At 67.5% G+C, this 25,534-nt stretch carries 15 protein-coding genes; 7 read left to right on the forward strand and 8 right to left on the reverse strand.

Annotated elements, in window-relative coordinates; all coding sequences use genetic code 11:
• Positions 1-185 precede the first annotated feature (185 nt).
• Positions 186-6,281, forward strand: coding sequence for an autotransporter outer membrane beta-barrel domain-containing protein (locus FBY20_RS27715; protein WP_160144416.1), 6,096 nt, complete (start codon positions 186-188; stop codon positions 6,279-6,281).
• 125 nt (positions 6,282-6,406) lie between these two features.
• Here the strand turns inward: FBY20_RS27715 and FBY20_RS16320 are convergent, their stop codons facing one another.
• The 4 genes from FBY20_RS16320 to FBY20_RS16335 form a co-directional block, all read right to left on the reverse strand.
• Positions 6,407-9,775 carry an autotransporter domain-containing protein gene (locus FBY20_RS16320; protein WP_142053415.1) on the reverse strand — a complete coding sequence of 1,123 codons (3,369 nt, stop codon included), beginning with the start codon at positions 9,773-9,775 and terminating at the stop codon, positions 6,407-6,409.
• A gap of 359 nt (positions 9,776-10,134) precedes the next feature.
• Positions 10,135-12,123 carry a tetratricopeptide repeat protein gene (locus tag FBY20_RS16325; RefSeq protein ID WP_142053417.1) on the reverse strand — a complete coding sequence of 663 codons (1,989 nt, stop codon included), beginning with the start codon at positions 12,121-12,123 and terminating at the stop codon, positions 10,135-10,137.
• 83 nt (positions 12,124-12,206) lie between these two features.
• Positions 12,207-13,565, reverse strand: a complete 1,359-nt coding sequence (locus tag FBY20_RS16330; RefSeq protein WP_142053418.1) for an ATP-binding protein — start codon at positions 13,563-13,565, stop codon at positions 12,207-12,209.
• On the reverse strand, positions 13,562-14,233 hold the full coding sequence (locus FBY20_RS16335; RefSeq protein ID WP_062839814.1) for a response regulator: 672 nt from the start codon (positions 14,231-14,233) through the stop codon (positions 13,562-13,564). Before FBY20_RS16335 ends, FBY20_RS16330 begins: the two co-directional genes overlap by 4 nt.
• A 127-nt stretch (positions 14,234-14,360) precedes the next feature.
• Between FBY20_RS16335 and FBY20_RS16340 the strand changes: the two genes are divergently transcribed.
• Genes FBY20_RS16340 through FBY20_RS16360 form a run of 5 tightly spaced genes read left to right on the forward strand, consistent with a single transcriptional unit; the run spans position 14,361 to position 18,613 of the window.
• On the forward strand, positions 14,361-14,987 hold the full coding sequence (locus FBY20_RS16340) for a thermostable hemolysin (protein ID WP_174245420.1): 627 nt from the start codon (positions 14,361-14,363) through the stop codon (positions 14,985-14,987).
• Positions 14,984-16,477, forward strand: coding sequence for an AMP-binding protein (locus FBY20_RS16345; RefSeq protein WP_142053420.1), 1,494 nt, complete (start codon positions 14,984-14,986; stop codon positions 16,475-16,477). Before FBY20_RS16340 ends, FBY20_RS16345 begins: the two co-directional genes overlap by 4 nt.
• Complete coding sequence (locus FBY20_RS16350) at positions 16,474-17,145, forward strand: TenA family transcriptional regulator (RefSeq protein WP_056325817.1); 672 nt, start codon at positions 16,474-16,476, stop codon at positions 17,143-17,145. Before FBY20_RS16345 ends, FBY20_RS16350 begins: the two co-directional genes overlap by 4 nt.
• Positions 17,142-17,951, forward strand: coding sequence for an SDR family oxidoreductase (locus FBY20_RS16355; protein WP_056325819.1), 810 nt, complete (start codon positions 17,142-17,144; stop codon positions 17,949-17,951). Before FBY20_RS16350 ends, FBY20_RS16355 begins: the two co-directional genes overlap by 4 nt.
• Positions 17,952-17,953: 2 nt before the next feature.
• Positions 17,954-18,613: a hypothetical protein gene (locus tag FBY20_RS16360; protein ID WP_142053422.1), complete on the forward strand. Its 660-nt coding sequence runs from the start codon at positions 17,954-17,956 to the stop codon at positions 18,611-18,613.
• A 1-nt stretch (position 18,614) separates the two neighbouring features.
• Here FBY20_RS16360 and FBY20_RS16365 read toward each other — a convergent pair whose 3' ends face one another.
• From FBY20_RS16365 to FBY20_RS16380, 4 genes are all read right to left on the reverse strand, one after another.
• Positions 18,615-20,999 carry a TonB-dependent receptor gene (locus FBY20_RS16365; RefSeq protein WP_142053424.1) on the reverse strand — a complete coding sequence of 795 codons (2,385 nt, stop codon included), beginning with the start codon at positions 20,997-20,999 and terminating at the stop codon, positions 18,615-18,617.
• 171 nt (positions 21,000-21,170) lie between these two features.
• Complete coding sequence (locus tag FBY20_RS16370; RefSeq protein ID WP_142053426.1) at positions 21,171-22,121, reverse strand: FecR domain-containing protein; 951 nt, start codon at positions 22,119-22,121, stop codon at positions 21,171-21,173.
• Positions 22,118-22,627 carry a sigma-70 family RNA polymerase sigma factor gene (locus FBY20_RS16375; protein WP_062839808.1) on the reverse strand — a complete coding sequence of 170 codons (510 nt, stop codon included), beginning with the start codon at positions 22,625-22,627 and terminating at the stop codon, positions 22,118-22,120. The genes FBY20_RS16370 and FBY20_RS16375 overlap by 4 nt, the downstream gene beginning before the upstream one ends.
• 107 nt (positions 22,628-22,734) lie before the next feature.
• Entirely contained in the window at positions 22,735-23,562 is an 828-nt protein-coding gene (locus FBY20_RS16380; protein WP_255452529.1) for a prephenate dehydratase, read from the reverse strand.
• Positions 23,563-23,876: 314 nt separating this feature from the next.
• On the opposite strand from FBY20_RS16380, the gene FBY20_RS16385 reads away from it, so the two are divergent.
• Complete coding sequence (locus FBY20_RS16385; protein ID WP_142053430.1) at positions 23,877-25,511, forward strand: thiamine pyrophosphate-binding protein; 1,635 nt, start codon at positions 23,877-23,879, stop codon at positions 25,509-25,511.
• Positions 25,512-25,534: the final 23 nt, after the last annotated feature.

Below are 25,534 nucleotides of genomic sequence, written 5' to 3' on the forward strand. Positions count from 1 at the left end.
GCCACTGGTAAAAAACGTCCGGAGCAGAATAAATCAGAAGACTTATGCGGCCCGTTGTTACGGTTCGCGCCGAGGGGAAGACGATGGGAAAGCCGTCCGCAAAGCGACCTTTGCGAGCCAGGGGCACTGCTGTTGGGACACTGGAACCTCGTCGTTCCCTGCCACGTCCCCCGGACTGGCGCGAGATGCTCTCCGTCACCGCCGTGGGGCTCGTCATGGCGCAGCCCGCCGTCGCGGCATTGAGTTGTCCTTCGGTCGACACCAATCCTTCCAATTCCACCACCTGCACCATTTCGTCCAGCCAGGGCGGATCGGGTGCACAGGTCAGTGTCGTCAACACCGCCAGCGCCGGCACCGGCGACAACATCGGCGGCTATGGCGGCAACTACACGGTGGTCAACAACGGCGCCGTGCTGCAGCCGAGCGTCCCGCAGGGCGGCATTTTCGTTCGCCTGACCGGCGGCATGGGGTCCAGCGACACCAGCAACAATGCGACGAACGGCGGCAACGGCGGCACCATCACGATCAACAACAACGGCGGGACGATCACCGTTCAGAACGCGCCGACCTCCAGCACCCAAGGCAGCGGTCCTGGCATCTGGGCGGATTCGGGCGCGCAGTTCGGGATCTACGGCGTGTCGGTCGGGGGCATCGGCGCCAATGCCAACGAGACGGTGATTGGCGGGGGCAACGGGGGCCAGGGGGGCGATGGCTCTGCCGTCACCATCACCAATAGCGGCAACGTCAGCGTCTTGAACCTGCCCTATGGCGGCGTGGGCCTCTATGGCGCCAGCATCGGCGCGACGGGCGGAAATCAGGACAACGCGGCGACGGGCGACCAGGTCGGCGGTAATGGCGGCGGAAGCAATATCGTCAATATCTCGAATGCCGGGGCCGTGTCGGTCACGGGTTCCACATCGCGCTATGCATGGGGCATCGGCGCGGAATCCATCAGCGGCAGTGGCGGGCTGGACAACGGCAGCGGTTCCAGTGGCGGCGCGGTCAATTACTCGAATCCGACGATCATCACCAATACGGGCTCCGTGACGGTGAACGTCAGCGGGACAGCCTTGAGCAGCGTGCGCGGCCTGTATGTCTTGAGCCAGGGCGGCAACGGCACGACGTCCGAGGACGGCAGCGACAACGGCGGCACCGGCGGCCAGTTTGGCGCGATGACGGTGGTGAACTCGGGTCAGGTGTCCGTGTCCAGCACCTCGACCGTGCAGCCCGCGAGCCTGTCGAAGGTGTCCGGCGGGATCGTCGTGATCGGGCTGGGCGGCAATGGCGGCATGGGTCCGCAGACGATCACCAACACCAGCGGCGAAATCGGCGGCTACGGCGGCGGCAACGGCAATACGACCACCACGGTCACCCTGAACAGCGGGTCGTCGGTCACGACCTCGGGCGACTACCTGCCGGGCGTCAACGTGATCACGCAGGGCGGCAATGGCGGCGCGGGGCGCGAGGACAGCAACGGGGCGGCGGGCGGCAATGGCGGCACGGTGAACGTCACCCTGAGCGGCAATGCCACCATCCGCACCAATGGCGTGCAGTCCACCGGCATCTCGGCCAGCAGCCTGGGCGGCGTGGGCGGGGGGGTGGAGACCAGCAGCGGCATCATCGACTTCACGCCCGAAAACGCCGGCAGCGGCGGGGCCGGCGGCGCGGTGACGGTGACGACCACCGGCGGTTCCATCCAGACTTCCAACAACTATTCCATTGGCATCCTCGGCCAGTCGATGGGCGGCATTGGCGGCACGACCACGTCCAACTTCGAACTGTTCGGCAATGCCGGCGCGGATGCGGGGATTGGCGGGGCCAGCGGCTCGGTTTCCATCAACAGCCAGTCCTCGATCACGACCACCGGACAGTCCTCGCACGGCATATCGGCGCAGGCCATCGGCGGTGGCGGCGGCACGGCGGGCGTCAGCAGCGGCATCGTTGCATTGGGCGGGGCGGGCGGCACGGCGGTCTCCGGCGGCACGGTCACGATCAACCAGTCCGGCACGCTGACCACGGGCGGGACGTCTGCCATCGGCATGCTGGGCCAGTCCATCGGCGGCGGCGGCGGGGATGGCGGCGCGGCAAGCGGGGTTGCCGTGATTGGCGGGCAGGGGGGCGGCGGTGGCAACGGCGGCTCGTCCACTGTCGGCATGAACGGCTACACCTTGACCACGGGCGGCGACCATGCGTACGGCATCGTGTCCCAGTCCATTGGGGGCGGCGGGGGAACCGGCGGGGCAGCCTCTTCCTACGACGCCGGCGTCGGCTTTGCCATGTCCGTCGCGGTGGGCGGCACGGGCGGCAACGGCGGCGCGGGTGGCAGCGCTGCGGGCAACGTGTCCAACGCCACCTTGACGACCGGTTCCTCGGGCACCACGAACGGCGATGCGCACGGCGTGGTCGTGCAATCCATTGGCGGCGGCGGCGGAGCGGGTGGCGCGTCCGTCGCCAAGGCGCTGGCGATCGCGGTGCCAGACGAGGACGCGTCCTTTGGCGTCGCGGTCACGTTTGCCATGGGCGGGTCCGGGGCCTCGGGCGGCGCGGGCGGCACCGCGTCGTCGGCCATCAACAATTCCATCCTGACCACGTATGGTCCCAATTCGCAAGGCGTCCTGGTGCAATCGATCGGTGGCGGCGGCGGGCTGGGCGGCAGCGCATCGGCCCTCTCGACGGTGGTCGGCACCGGCGATTCCGTCGGCGGCACGGTTCAGTCGTCGGTGGGGGGCAGCGGCGGATCGGGCAGCTACGGCGGCAACGCCACGCTCAGCCTGGCGGGCAGTTCCATCACCACGTGGGGAGACTCCGCGAATGCGCTGGTGCTGCAAAGCATTGGCGGCGGCGGCGGGGCGGGCGGCGTGGGTTCCGCCACGGGACGCAGCCCCAATGTGGATGCCAACGTGTCGATCACGGCCAACGTGGGCGGGATCGGCGGATCGGGCGGACAGGGCGGCACGGCGTCGCTGACCGTCGATCCGGCCAGCACCATCATCACGCACGGCGATGGCGCGCGCGCCGTGCTGGTGCAGTCCATCGGCGGCGGCGGCGGGGCGTCGCAAGGCGGCCAGGTCGGGCTGGCCGTCAACAGCGAAAGCGAAGACAGCACGACCGACGTCAGGGGCACCGTGTCGGTTGGCCGCGGCGGCACCGGCGGGGGCTACGGCGGCGCCATCAACCTGAACAGCGATGGCAATGTCACCACCTATGGCGCCGATGCCGACGGGCTGCTGGTGCAGAGCATCGGCGGTTCGGGCGGGCTGGGCGGCGCGGTCGGCGGCAGCAGCCAGAACAATTCCTCCGACGCGCTGGATGACTCCGGCACGACCTACCAGTTCAACATCTCGGTGGGCGGCAATGGCGGCGCGGGCGGCAATGGCGGCCCGATCGGAACGACGTCCAATGCCGCGAGCGTCGGGGCGTCCACGAACACGTACGGGGATTACGCGGACGCAGCCGTCCTGCAATCCATCGGCGGCGGCGGCGGCGCGGGCGGCGCATCGACCGCCTCGTCCAGCATTTCGTCGTCCAACGTGTCGATTTCGGTGGGCGGCTCGGGCGGAAGCGGCGGGGCGGGCAACAGCATCGTCGCCTTCCTGAACGGCAACGGCACCAACAGCTTCAACACGGCCGGCTATGGCGCGATGGGCATCGTCTTGCAGTCGATCGGCGGGGGCGGCGGCATGGGCGCCACGGGATCGCCGCTGGCAAACGGCTCGCTGCGGGCCGGCGCGACCGGCGGCAGCGGTGGCGCGGGCGGCAGCATCACGGTCACGAGCGGCAGCTACGCGGCCATCCAGACCACCGGCGACAGCGCCTACGGCCTGGTGGCGCAGTCCATCGGCGGGGGCGGCGGCATTGCGATGGCAGGCAGCACGGCGTCGGCCGCGAATCCTGGCAGCCAGCGATTCAACCTGCATGCGGGCGGCGCGGGCGTGGCCGGCGCGGGCGGCACGGTCAATCTGTCCACCGGCCTCAATCTGAACACCCATGGCGATCGGGCCATTGGCGTCATCGCGCAATCGATCGGCGGGGGCGGCGGCATCGTGACGTCCGGCACGGCGACCGGCGTCGGCACGACGGTGCTGGGCGGCGGGAACGCCAATGCCAGCGCCGTGAACGTGGATCTGCGCTCCACGCTGGCCACGCATGGCGCGGGCGCGCACGGGATCGTGGCGCAGTCCATCGCGGACGGCGGGGGCATCCTGGGCGACACGACCAAGCTGATCACCACCAACGCGGCCGGATTCCTGCCGACCGCGTTCAGTTCGGGCACCGCCGGCAATGTGACGGTTTCCTTTGACGGCAATCTGTCGACCGCGGGCGCCAACGCCTACGGCATCATCGCGCAGTCGATCGGCGGCGGCGGCGGGCTGGCTGGCGGGCCGCAGGCCGGCTTTGCCGGGTCGGTCAGCAGCGCCACGGGCAATGCCGGCAGCGTCACCGTGAACCAGAGCGGGACGCTCAGTGTGACGGGTTCGGATGCGACGGGCATCATGGCGCAAAGCCAGGGCGGACAAAGCGAGCAGGGCGTCACGGTCAACATCAACGGCAGCGTGTCGGGCGGCTCCAACTCCGGCAAAGGCGTGTGGATACTGAGCGGCCGGGACAACGTGGTCAACGTCAACGCAGGCGGTTCGCTCAGCGCGCTGTCCAGCACGGCGTTGACGTTCAACGGCGATTCGACCACGGCGGCGGGGTCTTTCCTCACCATCAACGACTACGGCACCATCTCCGGCAACGTCTATTGCGGCAACGGCGATTCCACCAATGCCTGCAACTACTACGTGCAGTCGGGCGGCGTGGCCAACGCGGCCACTGCGTATCAGGCCAACGTCATCAACTCGGGGCTGGTCGTGATCGGCTCGCCGGGCCAGTTCCAGACCCTGACCGTCAGCGGCAATTTCAGGCAGTCCGCCAGCGGCGTCCTGCGCGCCGACGTGGACTTCGACCAGATGCGCGCCTCGCAGATGGTGGTGCAAGGCAATGGCGACCTGAATGGCAATGTCGACGTGCTGGCCGCGACGCTGATGCCGAACCGCGAGCTGACGGTCCTGACGGTGCAGGGCGATTCGCAAGGCAGCGTGGGCGCCGTCGACAGTCCGGTCTTCGATTACGCCACGCGCCAGGTCGGCCAGTCCACGCGCATCCGCGTGGCGGGCGCCGACTTCAATGCGCCGTCGATGCAACTGAAGGCCAACCAGCGTCAGGTCGCCGATCAGCTCCAGCGTATCTGGGATGCAGGCGGCAATTCCGCCCTGGCACCGCTTTTCGGGCAGCTGGATCAGGCTTCGCGCCAGGGGGCGGGCACGTATCGCGACCGCGTGTCCAGCCTGTCGCCGGGCGTGACGAGCGCGCCGGCGGCGCAATCGGCCGCAAACCTGGGGCATTTCACGGGCGCGATGATGTCCTGCCCCACGTTCACCGGAGTCGATGCCTTCTCGGGCGAGCAGAACTGCTACTGGGGCCAGGTCACGGGCCGCGCGACCAGCCAGGACGGCAGCAAAGGCACGGCTGGCTTTGACTACGACACGGTGACCTACCAGATTGGCGGGCAGCGCGAAGTCAGTCCGGGCTGGTTCGTCGGCGGCTCGGTGGCCTACGAAAGCAGCAAGGTGCGCGCCAACGACGGCAGCGTGCGCGGCGATGGCGACAGCGGCTACGCCGGCATGGTCGTCAAGCGCCAGGAAGGGCCGTGGGTGTTCTCTGCCGCGGTCGGCGGCGGCTATGGCGGTTATCGCATGGACCGCAACATCGACATCGCGGGATACCAGGACACCTTGACCAGCCGCCCCGACGTCTATGGCTTTAATGCACGTTTGCGCGCCGCCCGCACCTTCGCCTTCGAGAGCGTGTACGTGAAGCCGTACCTGGACTTCGACGCCAGCTATACCCGCATGCCGGGCTACAAGGAATCGGGCGCGAACCCGCTGGCCTTGTCGGTGGACGGCAGCGACCAGTTCATCCTGGGCCTGTCGCCCATGATCGAGTTCGGCGGACGCGCCAAGCTGTCCAATGGCGCGATGCTGCGGCCGTTCGTGTACGCCGGCGTGTCGTTCCTGTCCAAGGACGATTGGACGACCACTTCACGCCTGCGCGGGGCGCCCGCCGGCACGGGATCGTTCGATACGTCGCTGCCCATCGACGATGTGGTGGGCAAGGTGGGGGCGGGGCTGCACGTCATGCGCGCCGCGGGGGTCGACTTCCGGCTGCAGTACGACGGCCAGTTTTCCGAGAATGTGCGCAGCCACAGCGGCACGTTGAAGGTCATGGTGCCGTTCTGAGGCCTGCGCCAACGTCGGGTGCGTTCTGACGCTGGAAACCTCCGGGCAGAACGCGAATTGGCGCACGTTGTTCCAAAAAAAATAGGCCCACGCCATGGCGTGGGCCTATTTTTATTTACCGCGCTTTAGAACCGGTACGTCGCCTGCAGCTGGAACGTCTGTCCCGACACGTTGCCCGTGTCGAACAGCCGGTCGTAGCTGGCCGTCAGATCCATGGCCTTGCTGACGGGCATCGTCAGACCCATGCCGGCAGAGAACATGCCGCGCGAGGGCGACACGCCGGGCAGCGTGAAGCCGGTGCCGTCGGTCGCCGTGGCGTGGAATGCGCGGTTGCTGTCCAGGGTTTCGTAGGCGTAGCCGACGCGGGCCTCGACGACGGCGGGCTTGTCCGACTTCATGCTGAACGGCAGACCCACGACGAGCTGCGCATACGGTTGCAGGCTGTTGAAGTCCTGGGCGCCCACATCCAGATTCTGGCTGGTCGAACCGGATTCGCTGAAGCGTTCGGTGTGCAGGTACAGATAGCGCAGCCCGAGACGCGGCGTGATCGTGAGCGGGCCGGCGGCCAGCGGCAGGCTGGCTTGCAGGCCTGCCGTGATCTCCTGTGCGTCGGAGTCGCCGCGGGCCTTGCCCGGGCCGGGGAAGGACCGGCTCGTCTTGAGGAAGTCGTAGGCGGCGCCGACCGTCGCGGCGAGGGTCACGGCCCCCACGCGGCGGCTGCCATAGCCGGCGATGCGCAAGGTGTCGATCTTGCCGCTTGCCTCGTCTTCGGTCACATCGACGTGGCTATAGCCGCCTGCGACACCCAGCGTCCAGGCGCCGACCTGCTGATCCAGGCCGGCCAGAAAGCCGTAATGGCGATCCTTGTAGCTGGGCGCGTCGTCGTTGCCGCGCACGTTGACGCTGTTGGAGACGATCTGGGCCCAGGCCTGGCGGCCGGGGCGCGCGCAATTGGCGGGCGTCGCGGCGTCCGCGCAATCCTGACCCAGGCGCGCGAGCAGCGTGTCGTTCACGCGCTGGCCTTCGCGGATGGCGGCCGAGGCGACCGCGCCGAAGATCGTGGCGTTGGTGGGGGCAATGACGACAGTCCCGCCGCCAGTGTCCGTGCCGCCGCCGGTGTCGGTGCCGCCGCCGGTGTCCGTGCCGCCGCCGGTATCCGTACCGCCGCCAGTATCCGTGCCGCCGCCGTTATCCGTGCCGCTGGCGGCCAGCGTGAGGGTGCTGCCGTCGGCCAGGTTCTGCACGCTTTGCGCCAGTTCGGCCGGCGCGTTGCTGGTCACGGACGCGAAACGGCCGGTGACGCTGGCCGCGTCGACGATGCGGAAGGACGTCGCGCTGTAGGTGCCCGGGCCGTACAGCACGTTCAGGGTGCCGGCCAGGGTGGCGGTGCCGCTCACCTTCAGTTGCGAAGCAGCGGTGGGGCTGACGTCGACGAACAGCGTGCCGGTCGGGGACTGCGTGTAATTGCCCAGGATCGTCAGCGTGCCGATGGAGCCGCCCGGACGCACGATACCGTCGTTGGTCACATTGCCGCCGATGGAGCCGTGCCCGCGCAGCGTGCCGTCGCTGCCGACGGCCACGTCGCCCAGGATGCTGGCGGTGGGATGCGCGGCATCGCCGATCTCAAGCGTGCCCGCGGACACCGAGGTGCCGCCCGAGTAGGTGTTCACGCCGTTCAGGATCAGCATGCCGCTGCCGGTCTTGGCCAGCGCGCCGCTGCCGTTCAGCGTGGAATCGATGATGGCGGTGGCGTTGGCATCGACCTCGATGGCCGAGGTGGCTGCCGCCAGCCCGATGGCGTCGCCGGTGACGCGGTAGCCATCGGTGGAGAACTGCATGCCGTTCACGGCGATTGCGCCGTGGCTGGCGTCGACCGTCACGGTGCCCGCCGCGCCGCCAAACACGGGCCGCACGTCGGTCTGATCGAGCTTGCCGTTGGCGGTGCCGTCGGTCGAGGTCCAGTTCTTGCCGTTGGCCGTCCAGGTGCCGGAGCCACCGGCAATCGTGCCGTCGGCCACGGTGTTGGCGCCGTCCCAGTAGTGGGTCTGGGCGTCGGGCGCGATGGTCACGGTCAGCGCGCCGTTCACGTCGCTCAGTTGGGCGAGCAGGCCGTTGTTGGTGGACACGAAGGCCGTGTTGTTGGCATAAGTGCCGGACCCGGTCGCGCGCACGACCGTGTAGGACTGGCCATTGGCCAACCCCGTGCCGCCCAGGCTGATCGCCGCGCTGCTGATGGACGCCGAGCCGTTCACGTCCAGGTAGCCATAGCTGCTGGTGTCGACGACATTGAAGGCCAGTCCGCCGCCGGTCTGCGAATAGTTGCCCGTGACGGTGATGGGGTTGTTGATCTGAAGGGTCGCGCCATAGTTGAGGACGGAACGGCCCACCGCAGCGATGTCGTTGTTCAGCAGCAGGTTTCCGCCCGAAAACACCAGGTTTGCGCCCGTCACCTTGATGAGGCCTTTATCGGCCACGCCCAGGCCGCCGCTCGCGCCGGTAAGGGTGCCGAAGACGTTGCCGCTGCCGCCTGCGATGGAAAGGGGGATGACGCTGGCGGAGGTCAGGTCGCCCGCGATGAGGCCGCTGTTCGTGATCGTGCTGATATAGCTGTTGCTATCGAGCTGGATCGCCGCATTCCGGCCGGTGATGGTGCCGCTATTGGCGAGCAGGCTTACGCTGCTGGCGCGGGACAGGTAGATGCCGGCATCGAACGACCCGCCCATGGCGCTGCTGGGCGCGCCCACGATCAGGCCCGTGTTGGTGATGGTGCCGGCTGTGCTGGCATCCATGAAGATGCCTGCGATGTCGCCAGAGAGGGTCCCGGAATTCGTGAGCGTGCCTAACCGGGCGTTGTCCTGAGCCAGGATGCCTAGCTGGCCGACGATGGTCCCCTCGTTTTGCAGCGTTTCGATGGCGCCATTTTCGGTGACCACACCGAACCCCGTGAGAAAACTGCCGATCTTGGCGCTTTGCAAGGTGCCGGTGTTGGTCAGGTTGGTGATCGTTCCGCCGTCGTTCCAGATGGCTGCAATCGTGCCGCCGAAGGAACTGTTGCTGCTGATCATCCCGGCATTGCTGATCGTGGCGATGCTGCCCTCATTGAAGATCCCGGCGCGTGCGCCGGCGATGGAGCCGCCCGCGTTATTGACTACGTTGGTGATGCTTCCGGACCCCGTATTCAGGATGCCGGCCACAGTGACGCCCGTTCCGTTGGACCAGATCAGGCTATTGTTTTGCACCTGAGCCAGAACGCCGTCGTTCTGCAGGCCCGCCAGTGTGCCCACGATGGTGCCGAGGTTCGTCAGCGTGCGGCCGGAAATGGTGCCGGAGGCGTGCAGACCGATGTCGGCGCCGGAGAGCGTGCCGGTCCCGGTGACCAAAAAGTTACCGCCCGTCCATTCGATGCAGTCGGTGGAGCCGAAGAGCGTCGTGTTGTTCGCAATTGTGAGGCACGCCGCGGCATGGACCATGCCGGGAAGCAGGCTGGCGGCCACGAGGGAAACACCCGACAGAATCTGCGTCGACCGGGCAAGCGCCGGCCTCGAGCCGGCTCGCGCGGATGCCACGGGAAAAGAGGGGGTACGTTTTTTTCGGTGTTTCAGCTTCAAGGCAAGCTCCCGCCTGGGGCGATGTCGGTTGGAATGTGCGGCAACCGTTGGAGCTATGGACTATCCGCGCGGCCGGTGCCAGGGTATGAGGGCAGACAGGCGGCCTTTTGCTGGGGCGTACTATCTCACCCGGCACATTACTGGCGATGGCGCGGTCTCAAAGGCCGCAATAATGCCGAAATTCATGCCTTTTTCCGGTTGACACTGGGGGCGTGCCGGCTTGGGCGCCGGTTGCGCCCGCATGTTCAGGCCTGGCCGCGGTGAAACCGGCTTTCCAGCGCCTGGCCCACGTCGTGCATGACCGGCTTCCAATCGCCCGGCGCGGGCTGGCGAAACAATTGCAGCGACGGATACCAGGGGGAGTCGGACCGCTGCAACAGCCAGCGCCAGTCGGGCAGGAAAGGCAGCAGCACCCAGGCGGGCCGATTCAATGCGCCGGCCAGATGCACGGGCGAGGAGTCGACCGAGACGAGCAGGTCGGCCAGGGACAGGATCGCGGCGGTGTCCTCGAAGTCGGCGATCTCGGCATCCAGCGGCACGATGTTCATGCCGGGCGGGGCCGTGGCGGCCTGGGCTGCGGCAGGGCCTTTCTGGATGGCCAGGTACGTGATGCCGGGTACGGCCAGGGGCGCCATGTCCGCCAAGGCAAGAGACCGGTTGGCGTCGTTCGAATGCGTGGGCCTGCCTGCCCAGGCCAGCGCCACCCATGGCCGTGGCAAGCCGGTCAGCCGCTTGCGCCATTTCTCGACGCGTGCCGCATCGGCCGACAGGTAGCCGACCTGGCCCGGCAGGTCGGCCATGCGCAGGCCGATCGCCATGGGCAGGGACATCAGTTCGCAGTGCTGGTCGAACGGCGGGGGGATCTGTCCGCGCGGGAAGGCGTCCGGGCCGACGAGGCGCCGGGCGAAGGACAGCAGGTCGGGATGGACTTCCAGCACGACGCGCGCGCCGCTGCGGGCACGGGCCGCGTCGATCAGGCGCATGAATTGCAGCGTGTCGCCGTACCCCTGCTCGTCATGAATGAGCAGCGTCTGACCCGCGATGCGGCTGCCGTCCCAGCGCGGCCGCTGCACCTTGCGGTCCATCGCCGCGGTATGGGAAAGGCTGTAGCGCCAACGGTATTCCGTCCAGCCGCGCTCGAAATCCCCTTGCAGCAAGCGCGTTTCGGCCAGGTCAAATCGGGCGGACAGGTTGCCGGGCATGGCGGTGGCGAGCATGGCCTGAATGTCAGCGGCTTCCTGAACGCGCCCTTGAAATTTCACTGCCAGACCGAGAAGGCGCCAAAGTACGGCGGGAGCGCCGCGCGGGTCCATGTTCTCGCGCAGTAGCCGCTCGGCTTCGGCGTTCTGCCGCTCAGTCAGCAGATCGCGGACGCGGCGTGCCAAGTCTTCCGAGTCTTGCGCTTCGGCTGTTGCAGCCTGCGAGCCGCATGCCGTCCGTAAGCGCGTGCGCAGTTCAAGCGCCTGCGGGTGGCTGGGCGCGAAGGCCAGCAGCGCTTCGGTCCATTGCAGCGCTTGTGCGGGCCGCGACCGCGCCGCTTCGATTTCCGCCAGATTGATGTACGCGTTCGCCAGGCGCGGGTTGCATTCGATGGCGCGCTGCCCGGCGTTTGCCGCGGCCTCGTGATCGCCCAGTTCGCGCAGCACGAAAGCGAGGTTGCTGTGCGCCTCGGCGTAGTCGCCGCGCAATGCGAGCGCCCGGACGTAATGCTGGCGCGCTTCGTCCAGGCGATTGACGCCCGTGTACGCGTTGCCGAGGTTGTTGAGGGCTTCCGGGCTGTTCGGCTGAAGTTGCGCCACCCGTTCAAGACATTCGACGCTGTCGGCGTGGCGCCCGGATTCCTGCAGGATGATTCCCAGGTTGTTCCACGCCATGACCAGCCCGGGCTCTCGTTGCGTGGCATGGCGCGCGGCGGCCTCGCCTTCGGCGAGCAGGCCTTGCTGCCGGCAGATTTCGGCCAGGTTGCCGAAGTAGACCGCGGGCGCGGCGTCGGTCCGGCAAGCGTGCCGCATCAGGTCGAGCGCCAGCGCGGGCTGGCCGTGCGCGTGCGCGATCAGGCCCAGCAGGTGGGAGGCATCGGCCTGTCCTGGCGATGCGGCCAGAATGCGGCGGCAGAGGACCTCTGCCTGGGCCGCCTGTCCGGCGTTCCAGTGTGCGTGGGCCTGTTGCAGGGCTTCGCGCAGCGAAAGCTGCGTGCCTGTCGTTGGCGGTGGCGGTGCGGGCGTGGAGGCCATGGTCAGACCAGCGGCCGCCGTCCGGGCCGGCCTGAAGGGAAACGTGAAGCGCAGATTCTAGTGCCTTCGCGCGGGCTTGCCATCTACGCGCCGCGGCGTATCGTCACCCGCAGGCCCGGGCCGAAGTCGCTTTGCGCATCTCGCATGGCGAATGCGATGCGCATGCCGTGCGCATGGGCGATGCGGCGCGCGATGGAGACGCCCAGGCCGCTGCCGGCTTCCTCGTTGCCGGCGGCGCGAAGGAAGCGGTCGCCCAGCCGCGGCAGCACCTCGGGCGCAACGCCCGACCCCTGGTCGTCGACCGATATTTGCGAGGGCGAGAAAGCCAGACGCACCCGGCCATGGCGCGGGCCGTACCGGATGGCGTTGTCCAGGATGTTTTTCAGCATGATGACCAGCGCGTCGGCATCGCCGGCCATGGGCAGCGGCAGCACGCCCGGCTCGGGCCATTCGACCGCGATGTCCACGTCCCGCCGGTTGGCGATCCAGAGGCAGTCGCTGACGGCCTGCTCGGCCACGCTGCCCCAGTCGACAGCGCCGCCGAAGTCCGTGTGATTGGCATTGTCCAATCGCGCCATCGTCAGCAGCTGCGAGACCAGCCGGTCCAGCCGCTCCATCCCGCGCGTCACGCTGGTCTGCGCCTGTTGCAGGGCCTGCGGGTCTTGCGTGCGCCGCATGACATCCCACTGCGCCCGCACGGCAGCCAGCGGCGTGCGCAGCTCGTGCGCCGCATCCGCGGTCAGCCGGCGCTCTTGTTCGATCAGCGTACCGATCCGCGCAAGCAGGCCATTCATGGACGTCACCAGCGGCGTGAGCTCGCCCGGCACGCCGGACAGCGGCAAGGGCTTGGCGTCGTCCGGGCTGCGCCGTTCCAGGTCGGACGACAGCCTGCGCACAGGGGACATCGCCTGGCGCACCGCGTAGATCAGCAGTGCGATCAGCACCGGCAGGCCCAACAGCCACGGCAGGATCTGCCCGGCCACGTAGGCGATCACGAGGTCGTCGCGTTCGCCGATGCGCTGTCCCACGCCGACCCGCGTCTGGCCCGAGGGATCGTCCAGGTAAAAGAGGCGCCAGCGTTCGCCGTTGACGATGCTTTCCGCAAACCCTTCGCGGTCCTCGTTGCGAGGAAACTGCAGGGCTTCGGGGTCGAGCACCAACGGGGCTTGCGATCCGCGCCATATGGCCACCGACAGATCGCCCAGGCCCGCATCGCCGGCGCTGTCCGACGCCGGCAACTGGGCGCGCGCCGGCTGCGTCTGGGCGGAAGGCGGGATCAGCGCGGATATGGCGATGGTCTGCTGCGCCAGGCGCACCATGTCGGTGTCGTAGAGCTCGTTGATCTCGTGGGCGGCGCGCCAGTACGTGCCGGCGATGGTGATGAGCCACGCGACTGGCGCCGCCAGCAGCACGGCAATGATCAGGCGTCGTTGCAACGTCATGAGTCGGCTTCCACCTGGCCCAGCGCGTAGCCCGACCCCCGCACGGTGCGCACGATCTTCGGGTGGATCTTCTTGCGCAGATGATGCACGAAAACCTCCAGCGCATTGCTTTCGAGTTCGGCTTCCCAGTCGTAGAGCTTGTCGCGGATGAAGTCGCGTGTCAGCACGCGATTCGGATGCGTCAGGAACAGTTCCAGCAGCAGCGCTTCGCGCGTCGTGAGGTCCACCTTCTGGCCCTTCCAGTGCACTTCATGCAGGGCGGGGTGGTAGTCGAGATCGCCATGACGCCAGACGGGCTCGGGCTTGCCGGCCACGCGCCGCGTCACCGCGCGCAACCGCGCCGCCAGTTCATCCAGGGTGATGGGCTTGATGAGGTAATCGTCCGCGCCGGCATCCAGGCCCGCGATGCGGCTTGAGACCGCTTCGCGCGCCGTCAGGATGACAACCGGCACGGTGCGCCCTTCGCGACGCCAGCGGCCCAGCAGGGATACGCCGTCCTCGCCGGGCAGGCCCAGATCGAGGACCACGGCGTCGTAATGCACGACGCTGATCGCCTGATCGCCTTCGCGGCTGCTGGAGAACCAGTCGACGGCATAGCCCAGAAGCCGTAAGCCGGATTTAAGACCATCGCCAATGAGCGGGTCGTCTTCAATGATGAGAATTCTCATTTATCGTCTTCTCGCCGTGCAGGACTGAGATTACCACCGCCCGGGTGGTTAATTTCTCATTAAGGTTCCATGCCTAAGCTGCGCTCCATCGTATCGGGAAAATCAGTTCCTAAGCATGGAATACCGCATGCCCCACAACAAATGTTTCGCCCCGTCCGCCTGGACGGCGATGGCCGCGCGGCCTCGGGCCATGCCCGCCACGCTGCACATCCATCCCCTCGAGGATCCGATGCGCGCGCGGATCGAGTCCTACATTCACCAACGTTATCAACAGCGCTTCGGCGCCCGGCTGACCGAGTGGCTGCCCACGCTGGTCAGCGTGCAGCGCGACGGCGAGATCCTGGCGGCGGCGGGCTATCGCAGCGCGAGCGATCCGCTTTTTCTGGAGCGCTACCTGTCCGCGCCCATCGAGCAATACGTGCGCGATCAAGGTGCGCCCGTCGCACGCAGCCTCATCGTTGAAGCCGGGCAGTTCGCCGCCGTGCGTCCCGGCGGCGGCAGGTTGCTGGTGCCGCTTCTGGCACGGCATCTGCACGCCGAGGGCTTTGATTGGGCGGTCAGCACGCTCACCATCGAACTGCACCATCTGTTCCAGCGGATGGGGCTGGCGCATCAGCCGATCTCGGCTGCCACCTCGGACCACCTGAACGAAGCCGAGCGCAAGGACTGGGGCAATTACTACGCGCATGCGCCGACGGTGTTCGCGGGGCGGCTCAATGCCATTCTTGGCCGCCTTCCGGAGCTGGACGTATGAACGTGTCCCACTTTTTCTCGCTGTTGAGGGAACCTGCCCGCGCGCGTGCCGTTGCGGTCCAGACCCAGTCAGAGGGATTGGACTACGCGGCGCTGCTCGCCCGCGTGGACTCGCTTGCCGACGCCCTTGCGGCGCGCGGGGCGACGGTGGTGGCCTCGCTGATGGACAACGGTCTTGAGTGGATCGTGCTGGACCTGGCCTGTCTTCAAGCGGGCGTGGTGCACGTGCCTCTGCCGCTGTTCTTCACGCCGGGCCAGTGGCGCGAGACCCTGGATGCTGCTGGCGTGAACGCCGTCGTCGGGCCTGCGTCACTGCAGCCCATGCTGCAGGCCTTCGGGTTCGAGATCTCCGCGCAAGCGCAGGGCCACTCGGCGCTGTTCCGGCGCGCTTTCGCCAAGGTGCCGTTGCCCGCCGGCACGGCGAAGATCACTTTTACGTCCGGGTCGACCGGCAGCCCGAAAGGCGTGTGCCTGGGCGCGGACCAGATGCTAGCGGTGGCGGGGGGGCTTGCGGCCGCCACGCAGCCGCTAGGCATTGCGCGCCATTTCACGGCGCTGCCCCTGCCCGTGCTGCTGGAGAACATCGCGGGCGTTTACGCGCCCCTGATCGAGGGCGCGGCGATCTGCGTCAACCCCTTGCAGGACATCGGGCTTCAGGGATCGTCGCGCTTCGATCCGGCTGTGTTTCACCAGGCGCTCGTGGCGGGCCGCGCGCAAAGCGTCATCGTGCTGCCGCAGATGTTGCGCGCTTATGCGGGCTGGCTGCGGGCGGCGGGCCTCGCAGGCCCCGGCACGCTGCGTTTCGTTGCGGTGGGCGGGGCGGCAGTGGGAAGCGACCTGCTGGAATACGCCCGCTCGCTGGGGATACCCGCCTATGAAGGCTACGGGCTGTCGGAGGCCTGCTCGGTGCAGACCCTGAACCTGCCCGGCGCGGACTGTCCCGGATCGGCGGGCCGCCCCTTGCCACATGCGCGCGTGCGCGTCGCTGCCGACGGTGAAGTCGAGGTGGCCGGCGCGCTGGCGCTAGGCTATCTGGGGCAGCCCGCGATGCCTTCGACATGGCTGCCGACAGGCGACCTGGGCCGCATCGACGATGCCGGATTCCTGCATATCCGCGGTCGAAAGAAGAATGTGCTGATTACCGGATACGGACGCAATGTGTCGCCCGAATGGGTCGAGCTGCGCCTGGCGAACCAGCCCGTCATCGCCCACTGCGTCGTGTTGGGCGAAGGCCAGGCAGCGCTGGGCGCCGTGATCTGGCCGCTGGGCAATCCCAGCGATAGCGCCATTCAAGCGTGCGTCGACCAGGTCAACCAGGGGCTGCCGGACTATGCCCGGATCGGGTCCTGGATGCGCGCGCGGGCCGAGTTCTCTGCCACCAGCGGCCTGGCGACGGTGAATGGGCGTCCGCGCCGGCAGGCCGTTGCCCAATTGCATGCCGATCTCTTTTCCGCGGGTTACCGCTCAACTATCGATGTAGACCCATCATGACCTTTTTCGAACAGTTGCTTGATCAGACGCGCGAGGCCCGGGAGTCCCTGGTGGCCACGCCCATCATCCAGGATTGCCTGCGCGGCCAGGTCGCGCGGCCCGCCTATGCGGCGTTTCTGCGCGAGGCCTATCACCACGTCAGCCACACCGTGCCGTTGATGCACGCGTGCCGCGCGCGCATGCCGGCACGCCTGGCATGGATGCTGCCCGCGATCGATGAATACATCGAGGAGGAGACCGGCCACGATGACTGGATCCTCAATGACCTGCGTGCGCTGGGACACGATGCGGACGAGGTTCGCCGTGCCGGACCCGGGCCGGCCACCGAAATCATGGTGGCGTACGCCTACGACACCATCGCGCGCAAGAATCCGGTGGGATTCTTCGGCATGGTGCACGTGCTGGAGGGCACCAGCGTCACGCTGGCCTTGAACGCCGCCGATCAGATCCAGCGCGCGCTGGCGCTGCCGCCAAGCGCCTTCAGCTATCTGCGGTCCCACGGCACGCTGGACCAGGAGCACACCGCGCATTTCGCCGATCTGGTCAACCGCCTGGACGACGACGCCGACCGCGCCGCCGTGATCCATGCCGCCAACATGTTCTACGGGCTTTATGGGGCGATCTTCCGTTCCCTGCCGCGCTCGTCTTCGCAAGGACAAGGCGCATGAGCCCGCGCGATGCCTCCGTCGTGTTGACGGGCGCCGCGGGCGGCCTCGGAAGCGCGATTGCGCGCCGGCTCTTCGACGAAGGCGCGAGCCTGCTGCTGGTCGGCCGCAGCGAAGCGCCCTTGCTGGCGCTGGCGCAGTCGCTGAGCGCCGGGGCGCGCGACCGGTCGCGTGTGGACGCGCTGGTGGTGGACGTGACCACCGATGCCGGCCGCAACGCGGTCATCGATGCCGCCGGCGCCCGCAATGCCAACGTGCTCATCAACAATGCGGCGCTGGCCGCGTTCGGGCCGGCGCAGTCCCTGCAGACCGAAGCGCTGCGCCAGCTCATGGACACGAATGTCGTCGCGCCCATGATGCTGACCGCCGGCATGCTGCCGCTGTTGCTGGCGCAGCCGCGCGCCCAGGTGCTGAACATCGGATCGACGCTGGGCAGTCTGGGCGTGCCGGGGTTCTCGGCCTATGCGGCAAGCAAGGCCGCGCTTCGGATGTACTCCGAAACCTTGCGCCGCGAACTGGCCGACTCGTCCGTCCGGGTGCAGTACTACGCGCCCCGGGCCATCGACACGCCGTTCAACTCGCCCGAAGTGCTGGCGTTCAACAAAGAAACCGATTCGGCCAGCGATAGCCCGGAAGAAATCGCAGAGGCGGTATCGCGCATGCTGCAAAGCGAATCGCGCCAACGCTTCGCGGGCGGAATCGAATCCGTCGCGGCACGGTTGAATGGTCTTTGCCCTGAATGGTTGGACGGCGCGTTTGCGAAGCATCGCCGCGCCTTGATGTCGTTGAAATTTCCTACTGGAGCCTAGTCATGAATCAGAATATCGGCCTGCGCAATGCGGCCGCCGGCTTGCTGGCGGGTGTGGCGTGCTTGTTTTCCACCTTTACCCTCGCGGCGCCCGCCGACATGGACCAGGGTATCCGCGAGCTGCAAAACGGCTGGGCGGACATTCAATACAAGACCCCGCCCAACGATCGCGCCAAGCGCTTCGAGGCGCTGTCCAAGCAGGCCCACGACCTGACGCAGCGTTACGCCAACAAAGCCGAACCGCATATCTGGGAAGGCATCATCCTGAGCTCGTGGGCCGGCGCCAAGGGCGGCATGGGGGCGCTTAGCCTGGCGAAACAGGCCAAGGCCGAGTACGAAACCGCCATCCAGATCGACAGCAAGGCGCTGGACGGGTCCGCACTGAACAGCCTGGGCGTGCTGTATTACAAGGTGCCCGGCTGGCCAGTGGGATTCGGCGACAACAAGCGCGCCGAGGCCTTGCTGCAGCAGGCGTTGACCATCAACCCGGACGGGATCGATCCGAACTACTTCTACGCGGATTATTTGGTGTACCGGAACCGCAAGTCCGAGGCGATTCCGTACCTGGAAAAGGCGCTGAAAGCGCCGGCCCGTCCCGGCCGCGAAGTGGCTGACGAGGGCCGGCGGGAGGAAGTCCGGACGCTGCTGAAGGAAGCGCGCTGAATCAATACTGATAGCGCAGGGTCAGCATCACGCTGCGCGGTTGCCCATAGTAGTTTTGCCGGGAGGCGCCGCCCAGCTTTTCGTAGTACTTGCGGTCGAACAGGTTATCGACGGTGAGCGTGCCTTCCAGGTGCCGGTTGTAGCGGTAGCCGATCTGTGCCGAGACGAGCGCGTAGCTGCCCTGTTCCCAACGCACGTTGCCGCTTTGCAGATAGTTGCCGCTGTTCCAGCGCACGCCAGTGCCCACGCTGAAACCTTCCAGGGCCGGCTGCGTGAAGCGGTAACGGGTCCAGAGATTGATGGCGTGGCGCGGGGTGATGGTGCTGTACGACAGTCCCTGCTGGGCTTGGACCGCTTCCAGGTACTTGGTCTGCGTGTAGGCGTAGCCGGCCACGATGTCCCAGTTCGGCAGCAGCAAGCCGCTGACTTCGGTTTCGAAGCCCTGGCTGCGGACCTTGCCCGCGGCGACGGAGTACATGGGATTGTTCAGGTCGCTCATCGCGCGGTTGCGGTCCACGATCTGGAACAGCGCGGCATGCGCGTTGAGCGCGCCGTCCATGAACGCGCCCTTCAGGCCGGTTTCGATCTGGCGGCCCACGCGTGGCGACAGCGTGTTGCCTTGCGCATCGATCTCGGTTTGGGGCTGGAAGATGCTGGTGTAGCTTGCGTAGGCGGACAGCTGCGGCGTCAGCTCGTACACCAGCCCGGCGTAGGGCGACGTGCGCGCGGAGATGCGGGTCGTTGTCTGGCTGAAGTCGCCGAAGTACTGGTTATCGTTGCGCGCGTCGTTCTTCCACCAGGACAGGCGCGCGCCCGCGATGACCTTCAAGTTGTCGGTTGCCTGGATGTTCGCGCGCGTGTACAGGCCGAATTCGCGGGTGCGCCCGTCGTTGCCGTTGACCTGTTCCATCTCCGGCAGCGGCATGTCGATGATCGGGTCGTACACGTTGGTCGGGAAGATCGTGCCGCCGCCGTAGTTGAACTGCTTGCGCGTGTAGCTGTAGTCGGCGCCCATGAGCAGGCTGTGTTCGCGGCCGAAGGCTTCAAAGGGCAGATTCACGTGCGCGTCCGCGCCCGTGGTTTTCCAGTGGTTGCGGTACGACCAGGCGATGAGGTTGGTGTCGCCGGTAAGCGGATCGACGGCGCGGTTGGGCCAGGTGGTCAGGCGGGTGGGGGTGTCGGTGTCGCGATGGAACACGCTTGCGTTCACGGCGCCGCCGCCGTCCAGGCGATGTGAGAGGTCGGCAAAGATCTCGGTGGTCTCTTCTTCGATGCGGTTCCATTCCGCGCTGAGATTGGTGCCACGGCGCACGTCGAGCAGCGAGCCATCGGCGTAGGCGGGCAGGCCGAACGCGGGCTTGATGCGGGAGCGCTGATGCGTGAGGCCGGCCGCCAGCGTGGTGCTTGGCGTTAGATCGGCCTCGATGATTCCGTACAGCGTGGGCCGCTCGGAACTCACCCGGTCCACGAAGGAGCCGCGATCCTCGTAGGCCGCGATGAAGCGCCCGCGGACCTTGCCTTCGCTATCGAATGGCGTGCTCAGGTCGGCCACGGCCCGGTAGTAGTCCCACGACCCCACACTGGCTTGCGCGCCGAATGCGAATTCCTGCAGCGGACGCTTGCGCACCAGGTTCACGCTGCCGCCCGGTTCGCCCGTGCCCTGGTAAAGGCCGGATGGGCCGCGCAGCACTTCAATGCGGTCGTAGATGGCGAGGTCGAAACCCGCCGACAGGTTGCCTGCCCCGGCGGGGGCGCGCATGCCATCGACCTGGATCGAGTCGAGCGTGTAGCCGCGCGATATGAAGCCGGACATGTTGCCGCCGCTGGAGAGCGTTTCGACCGTGATGCCCGTCACGTTGCGCATTGCGTCAGACAGGCTGTTCAGGTTCTGGTCGTCAAGCCGCTGGCGCGTCACGACCGACACGGACTGCGGGATCTCCTTGAGCGTTTGCACGCCCTTGCCCAGCGTGACCGCATTGCTGGTGTACGAGTTCGTGCCTTCGCTGGTGGCGCGTTCTGCCGTTCCGGTCACGGTGACGGGCGCCAGTTGGGTGACCGCGCCTTGCTGGACGGCCTGCAGGGAGTAAGTGCCGGCCGCGCTGGGCTGGGCGCGGTAGCCGGTGCCCGCGAGCAGACGGTCGAAGCCTTGCTGCACGGTCATCTCGCCCGAAATGCCGGGGCTTTGGCGGCCAGCGAGCCAGGTGGGGTCGTAGACGATCTGCACGCCAGCTGCGGCGGCGTAACGCGCCAGCACGTTGTCGAGCGGGCCCGCGCCAATCGCGACGGAGCGCATCTGCGAGGACGGCGCCGTGCCAGCCGGGGCTGCCGATTGCGCGCCCGCCGCCGCGCTTGCCGCGGCCGCGCACCAGAGCGCCGTCCAGATCATTGCCTTGCGGGATCCTCTGTCCCGCGCTGCGCGTACACGTGCCATCACTCTTTCATCCTTACATCGTCAAGCAAGAAGCGCCCGCATCCCCTTGATGCGGTCTTACTTCCTACTCCGCACGACATCGAAAAAGTGATCACCTCGACGCAAAATATTTTTCCGCGCGGCGGCTCAAGCGCCGGCGGGACCGACCGATACCCAGTAGCGGGTGACCCGTTGCACGGCGATGGGCAGGCGTTCGGCCAGCGCCTGCAGGGCTGCGTCGGTATCTCGAAGCGATAGCGCGCCGGAGACCCGCAGGTCGGCGACCTCGGGCGCGCAGCGCAGAAAGCCCGGGCGATGGCGCGCCAGTTCGGCCACCACGTCGGCCAGGCGCTGGTCGCGCACGACCAGCATCCCTTGCGCCCAGAGCGCCGCGCTGTCGTCCACCGGCGCCAGCGCGCCGGTCTGGCCAAGCGTGAAGCTGCTGCGTTGCCCGGCGTCGATGCGCAGGGGCGTGCCGCTGGCGGGGCGCGCCAGCACTGCGTGCTCGAACACCATGACCTCGGTGCGGTCGTGGGTCAGACGCACCGAGAATCGCGTGCCCAGCGCCTCTACCTCGCCTTGCGGGGTTTGCACCACGAAGGGCCGGTACGCGGCCTGCGATTCCTGGCCGGTCGTCACCAGCACTTCCCCGGCCACCAGGATCAGACGGCGTTCGCCGGCGCCGTAGCGCAGGTCGACGGCGCTGCCGCTGTTCAACACCAGTTGCGTGCCATCGTCGAGCAGACGTGTCAGTTGCTCGCCCGCCGCGGTGCGCAGGTCGGCGCGCCAGGCGGGCGCCTCGCGCCACGCCATCCAGCCGGCCGGGGCGAGCACGCCCAGCCCCAGCGCCGCGCGCAGCACGGTTCGGCGGCCCTGGCGCTTGCGGGTGGCGCGCAGCACGCGATGGCCGATGGAGGAGGGTACGCCTTCGAACACGCCCAGCACTTGCTCGGCGCGGGCCCAGGCCTGCGCGTGGGCCTCGCCTTGGGCCAGCCACCGCTCGAATGCCCGCCGCGTGGCCGCGTCGGAGGTCTCGTAGCGCAGCCGGATGACCCAGTCGGCCGCTTCCTCCAGCAATAGATCGTCCGGCGCGCTCATGCGGCGGCCGTCATGCAGGCCATCAGGGCCTTGCGCAGATGGCGCCGCACCGTGATCACGGGCTTGCCGGTCTGCTCGGAGATCTCTTGCAGCGTCAGACCGTCCAGTTGCGCCAGCAGGAACATGTCGCGCGTGGCGGCGGGCAGGCGCTGCAGCATGGCGTCGATCGCCACCAGCGTCTGCACGATCATGAGTCCTGTTTCCGGAGACGGCACCTGCGGCTCCGGCAGGTGCGCGATGGCGTCCAGGTAGGCCTGTTGCACGGCGCGGCGGCGCCAATGGTCAACCAGCAGCCCCTTGGCAATATGCGTGATCAGCGCGCGCGGCTCTTCGCGCAGCACGGGCGGACGGCGCGCGGCCATCAGCCGAACGAACGTGTCCTGCGCCAGATCGGCCGCGTCGCCGCTGTCGCCCAGCTTGCGATGGAGCCAGCCTTGCAGCCATCCATGGTGATGGCGATAAAGCTGCTCGACTGCGGGGAGGGATAGGGAGTCGGGAGATTGCAAGATGCCCAGCAGTCTACCGAATGCGAATAAGAAATACTATTAATTAGAGTTTTCGGGTGGCGGGTGCGCGGCGCGCGCGCAACACCGCACGGGGAATCAACCGCCGCTCACTTGCGCGGGTAGGAGCCCAGCAACCGGAACTCGGGATGCGCCTTCAAAAGCCCGGCCAGGGGTTCCTGCGCGGCATGGCCCGCGACCTCGACGAGATACCGATGCGTGTCCAGGGTCTTTTTGCTGGGACGCTCATAGATCGTCAGCACGGCAACGTTGGCCTGCACGAGGGCGCGCAGTGCATCATTCAGGTTGTCGTCCGCGGTCGAGAGCACCAGCGAGGTCTTGTCATGTCCCGTGGGCGCGGGAAGGTCGCGGCCCAGCACCCACCAGCGCGTCACATTGTGCGGTCCTTCCTCGATCCCATCGACCAGCGCGCTCAGCGAATACACGCTGGCGCCCACCTTCGGACCGAACGAGGCCTTGTCGAGGGTGGCGCTTTCGGCGACGGTCTTGGCTGCGGCGCCGCCACTTGCGGCCTCGGTTCGCTTCACAGTGGGCATTTCCCGGTCCAGCCAGGGTTTCACTTCCTCGAATGCCACCGGGTGGGCGAACACTTCCTTGATGTCTTGCAGCTTCGCGCCGGGACGCGCCAGCAGGCTGTAGCCCAGCATCTTGGGGTATTCGCCGACCACCACGGCATTGGGCAGATCCAGCACCGCGTCCAGATAGGGCGTGACGCCAACGACCGACGTCGTCACGGGGACGCACGCCTGGGTCAGCTTGCCCGATGCGTAGCCGGAAAAGAGTTCATCTCGCGTGAGCGGGACAAGCGCTTTGGGCCCGAACAGGTCCAGGCACGCCTGATGGGTCCAGGAGCCCGCGGGCCCCAGGTAACCAATGGAACCGGCAAAACTGGGGGTCATCGTCATCATCCAGGTCATGAGGCCAACTGCCGCGCCAAGGTGTCGTTTTGCCATGGTGTCGCCTTCGAAGAGGGCCGCGCGACGGCCGCGCAATGTCATGGATCGCCAAGACGGTATGAAACACCAGGCGCGCCGATCTGTATAGAGGGATCCGCTTTCAGCGTGTGAGGGCAGGCCGCCACGCGTCGGCGGGCGTGATCCTTGGTTCAAAAAACATCAACCTAAACGCCGCCGTTACCCGATACACTGAGCCGCAAATGGGTCAAAGAAACATGTCGGATCAATAAAAGGTTGCAAGGCACAGCCAAGCGCAACCTCGGGGGGAGACAAACGTGCTTGGTTCTGAGTTGATCATTCGCTCGCTGCGTCGGCGGGGCGTCAATACCATTTTCAGCCTGTCCGGCAACCAGATCATGCCGCTATACGATGCCTGTATCGACGCAGGCATCCGCATCATCCACGTCCGGCACGAAGCGGCCGCGGTCTTCATGGCCGATGCGTGGTCGCAGATCACCGGCGAACTCGGCGTGGCATTGATCACCGCCGCGCCGGGCCTGACCAACGGACTCGCGCCGCTTTATTCGGCCTCGCAGGCGGAAAGCCCGGTGCTGCTCATCTCGGGCGACTCCTCGGTGTCGGAAGACGGCTCTGGCGCGTTCCAGGAACTGGACCAGGTCTCCATCACCCGTCCGCTGACCAAACTGTCGGTCCGCCCGCGGTCCGCGGCAGAGCTTTGCCCTGCGCTCGAAGCGGCGATCTCGCAGGCGCTTGCGCCGCGTCGCGGCCCCGTCCACCTGGCGTTGCCCTTTGACCTGCTGACCGCCGAATCGGGCATGGCGGACCTTCCCGACGCGCCCGCCGTTCAGCCGGTCGCCGCGCTGGATGCTGTCAGCGTGAACCAACTGGCTGATCTGTTGCATTCGGCCCGGCGTCCGCTGGTGCTGGCCGGGCCGTCGAGCGCGCGGCCGCAAGGACGTTCCGCGCGCGCGGCAGCCGAAGCCGCGCTGGGGCTGCGCATCATCCCGATGGAAAGCCCCCGCGGGCTGAAAGATCCGTCGCTGGGGGCCTTGGCCGGCATCATCCCAAGCGCCGACCTGATCGTTCTGGCGGGAAAGTGCCTGGACTTCACGCTGGGATTCGGCAGCACCGGCGCCTTGGGGCAAGAGGCCCGCGTCGCGGTCATCGACCCGGACCCCGCGATGCTGGAACGCGCGGGCCGGCTGCTTGGCGCGCGTCTGGTCCTGGCATTGCAGGCCGACCCGTCGGCGGCACTGGCGGCGGTGGCGGTGGCGCAACCGTCGGCCGAACGCCTTTTGTGGCGCGCCCAGGTCGATGAAGCGCTGCAAAGCCGGACGGTGAAGACGCCGTCCGCACCGGCGCAGGGCGCATTGGATCCGCGCGCGCTGTGCGAGACCGTGCAGGCGTTCCTGGCGTCCGCGCCCGATCCGATCCTGATCTGCGACGGCGGCGAGTTCGGCCAATGGGCGCAGGCGTTCTGCCAGGCGCCGGTCCGCATCATCAACGGCATGTCCGGGGCGATCGGCGCAGGGGTCTGTTATGCGATCGCCGCAAAGATCGCACGGCCAGGCGCCACGGTGGTCGTCATGATGGGCGACGGCACCGCCGGGTTCCATCTGATGGAGCTGGACACGGCGGTGCGCGAAGGCGCGGCGATCATGGCGGTGATCGGCAACGACTTGCGCTGGAACGCCGAGCACCTGATTCAAATGCGCACCTACGGCCCGCAGCGGCTGATCGGGTGCGAGCTTTCTCCGGCGGCTCGCTACCACGATGTCGTCTCGGCGCTGGGCGGCGCGGGGTTTGCGGCGCACGACGCCGCAGGCCTGGCCACCGTCTTGCGCCAGGCCGCCGCCAGCGGCCTGCCAGCCTGCATCAACGTGTCTCTCGCGGGCGAGGCCGCGCCGGTTTTCCACGCAGCATCAATGCAGTCCACGACCGGTCATTGAGCTCAAGGCATCGAGCGTTGCCG

It is taken from the genome of Achromobacter sp. SLBN-14, from assembly GCF_006715415.1.
In the GTDB taxonomy this organism is placed as follows: domain Bacteria; phylum Pseudomonadota; class Gammaproteobacteria; order Burkholderiales; family Burkholderiaceae_B; genus Achromobacter; species Achromobacter mucicolens.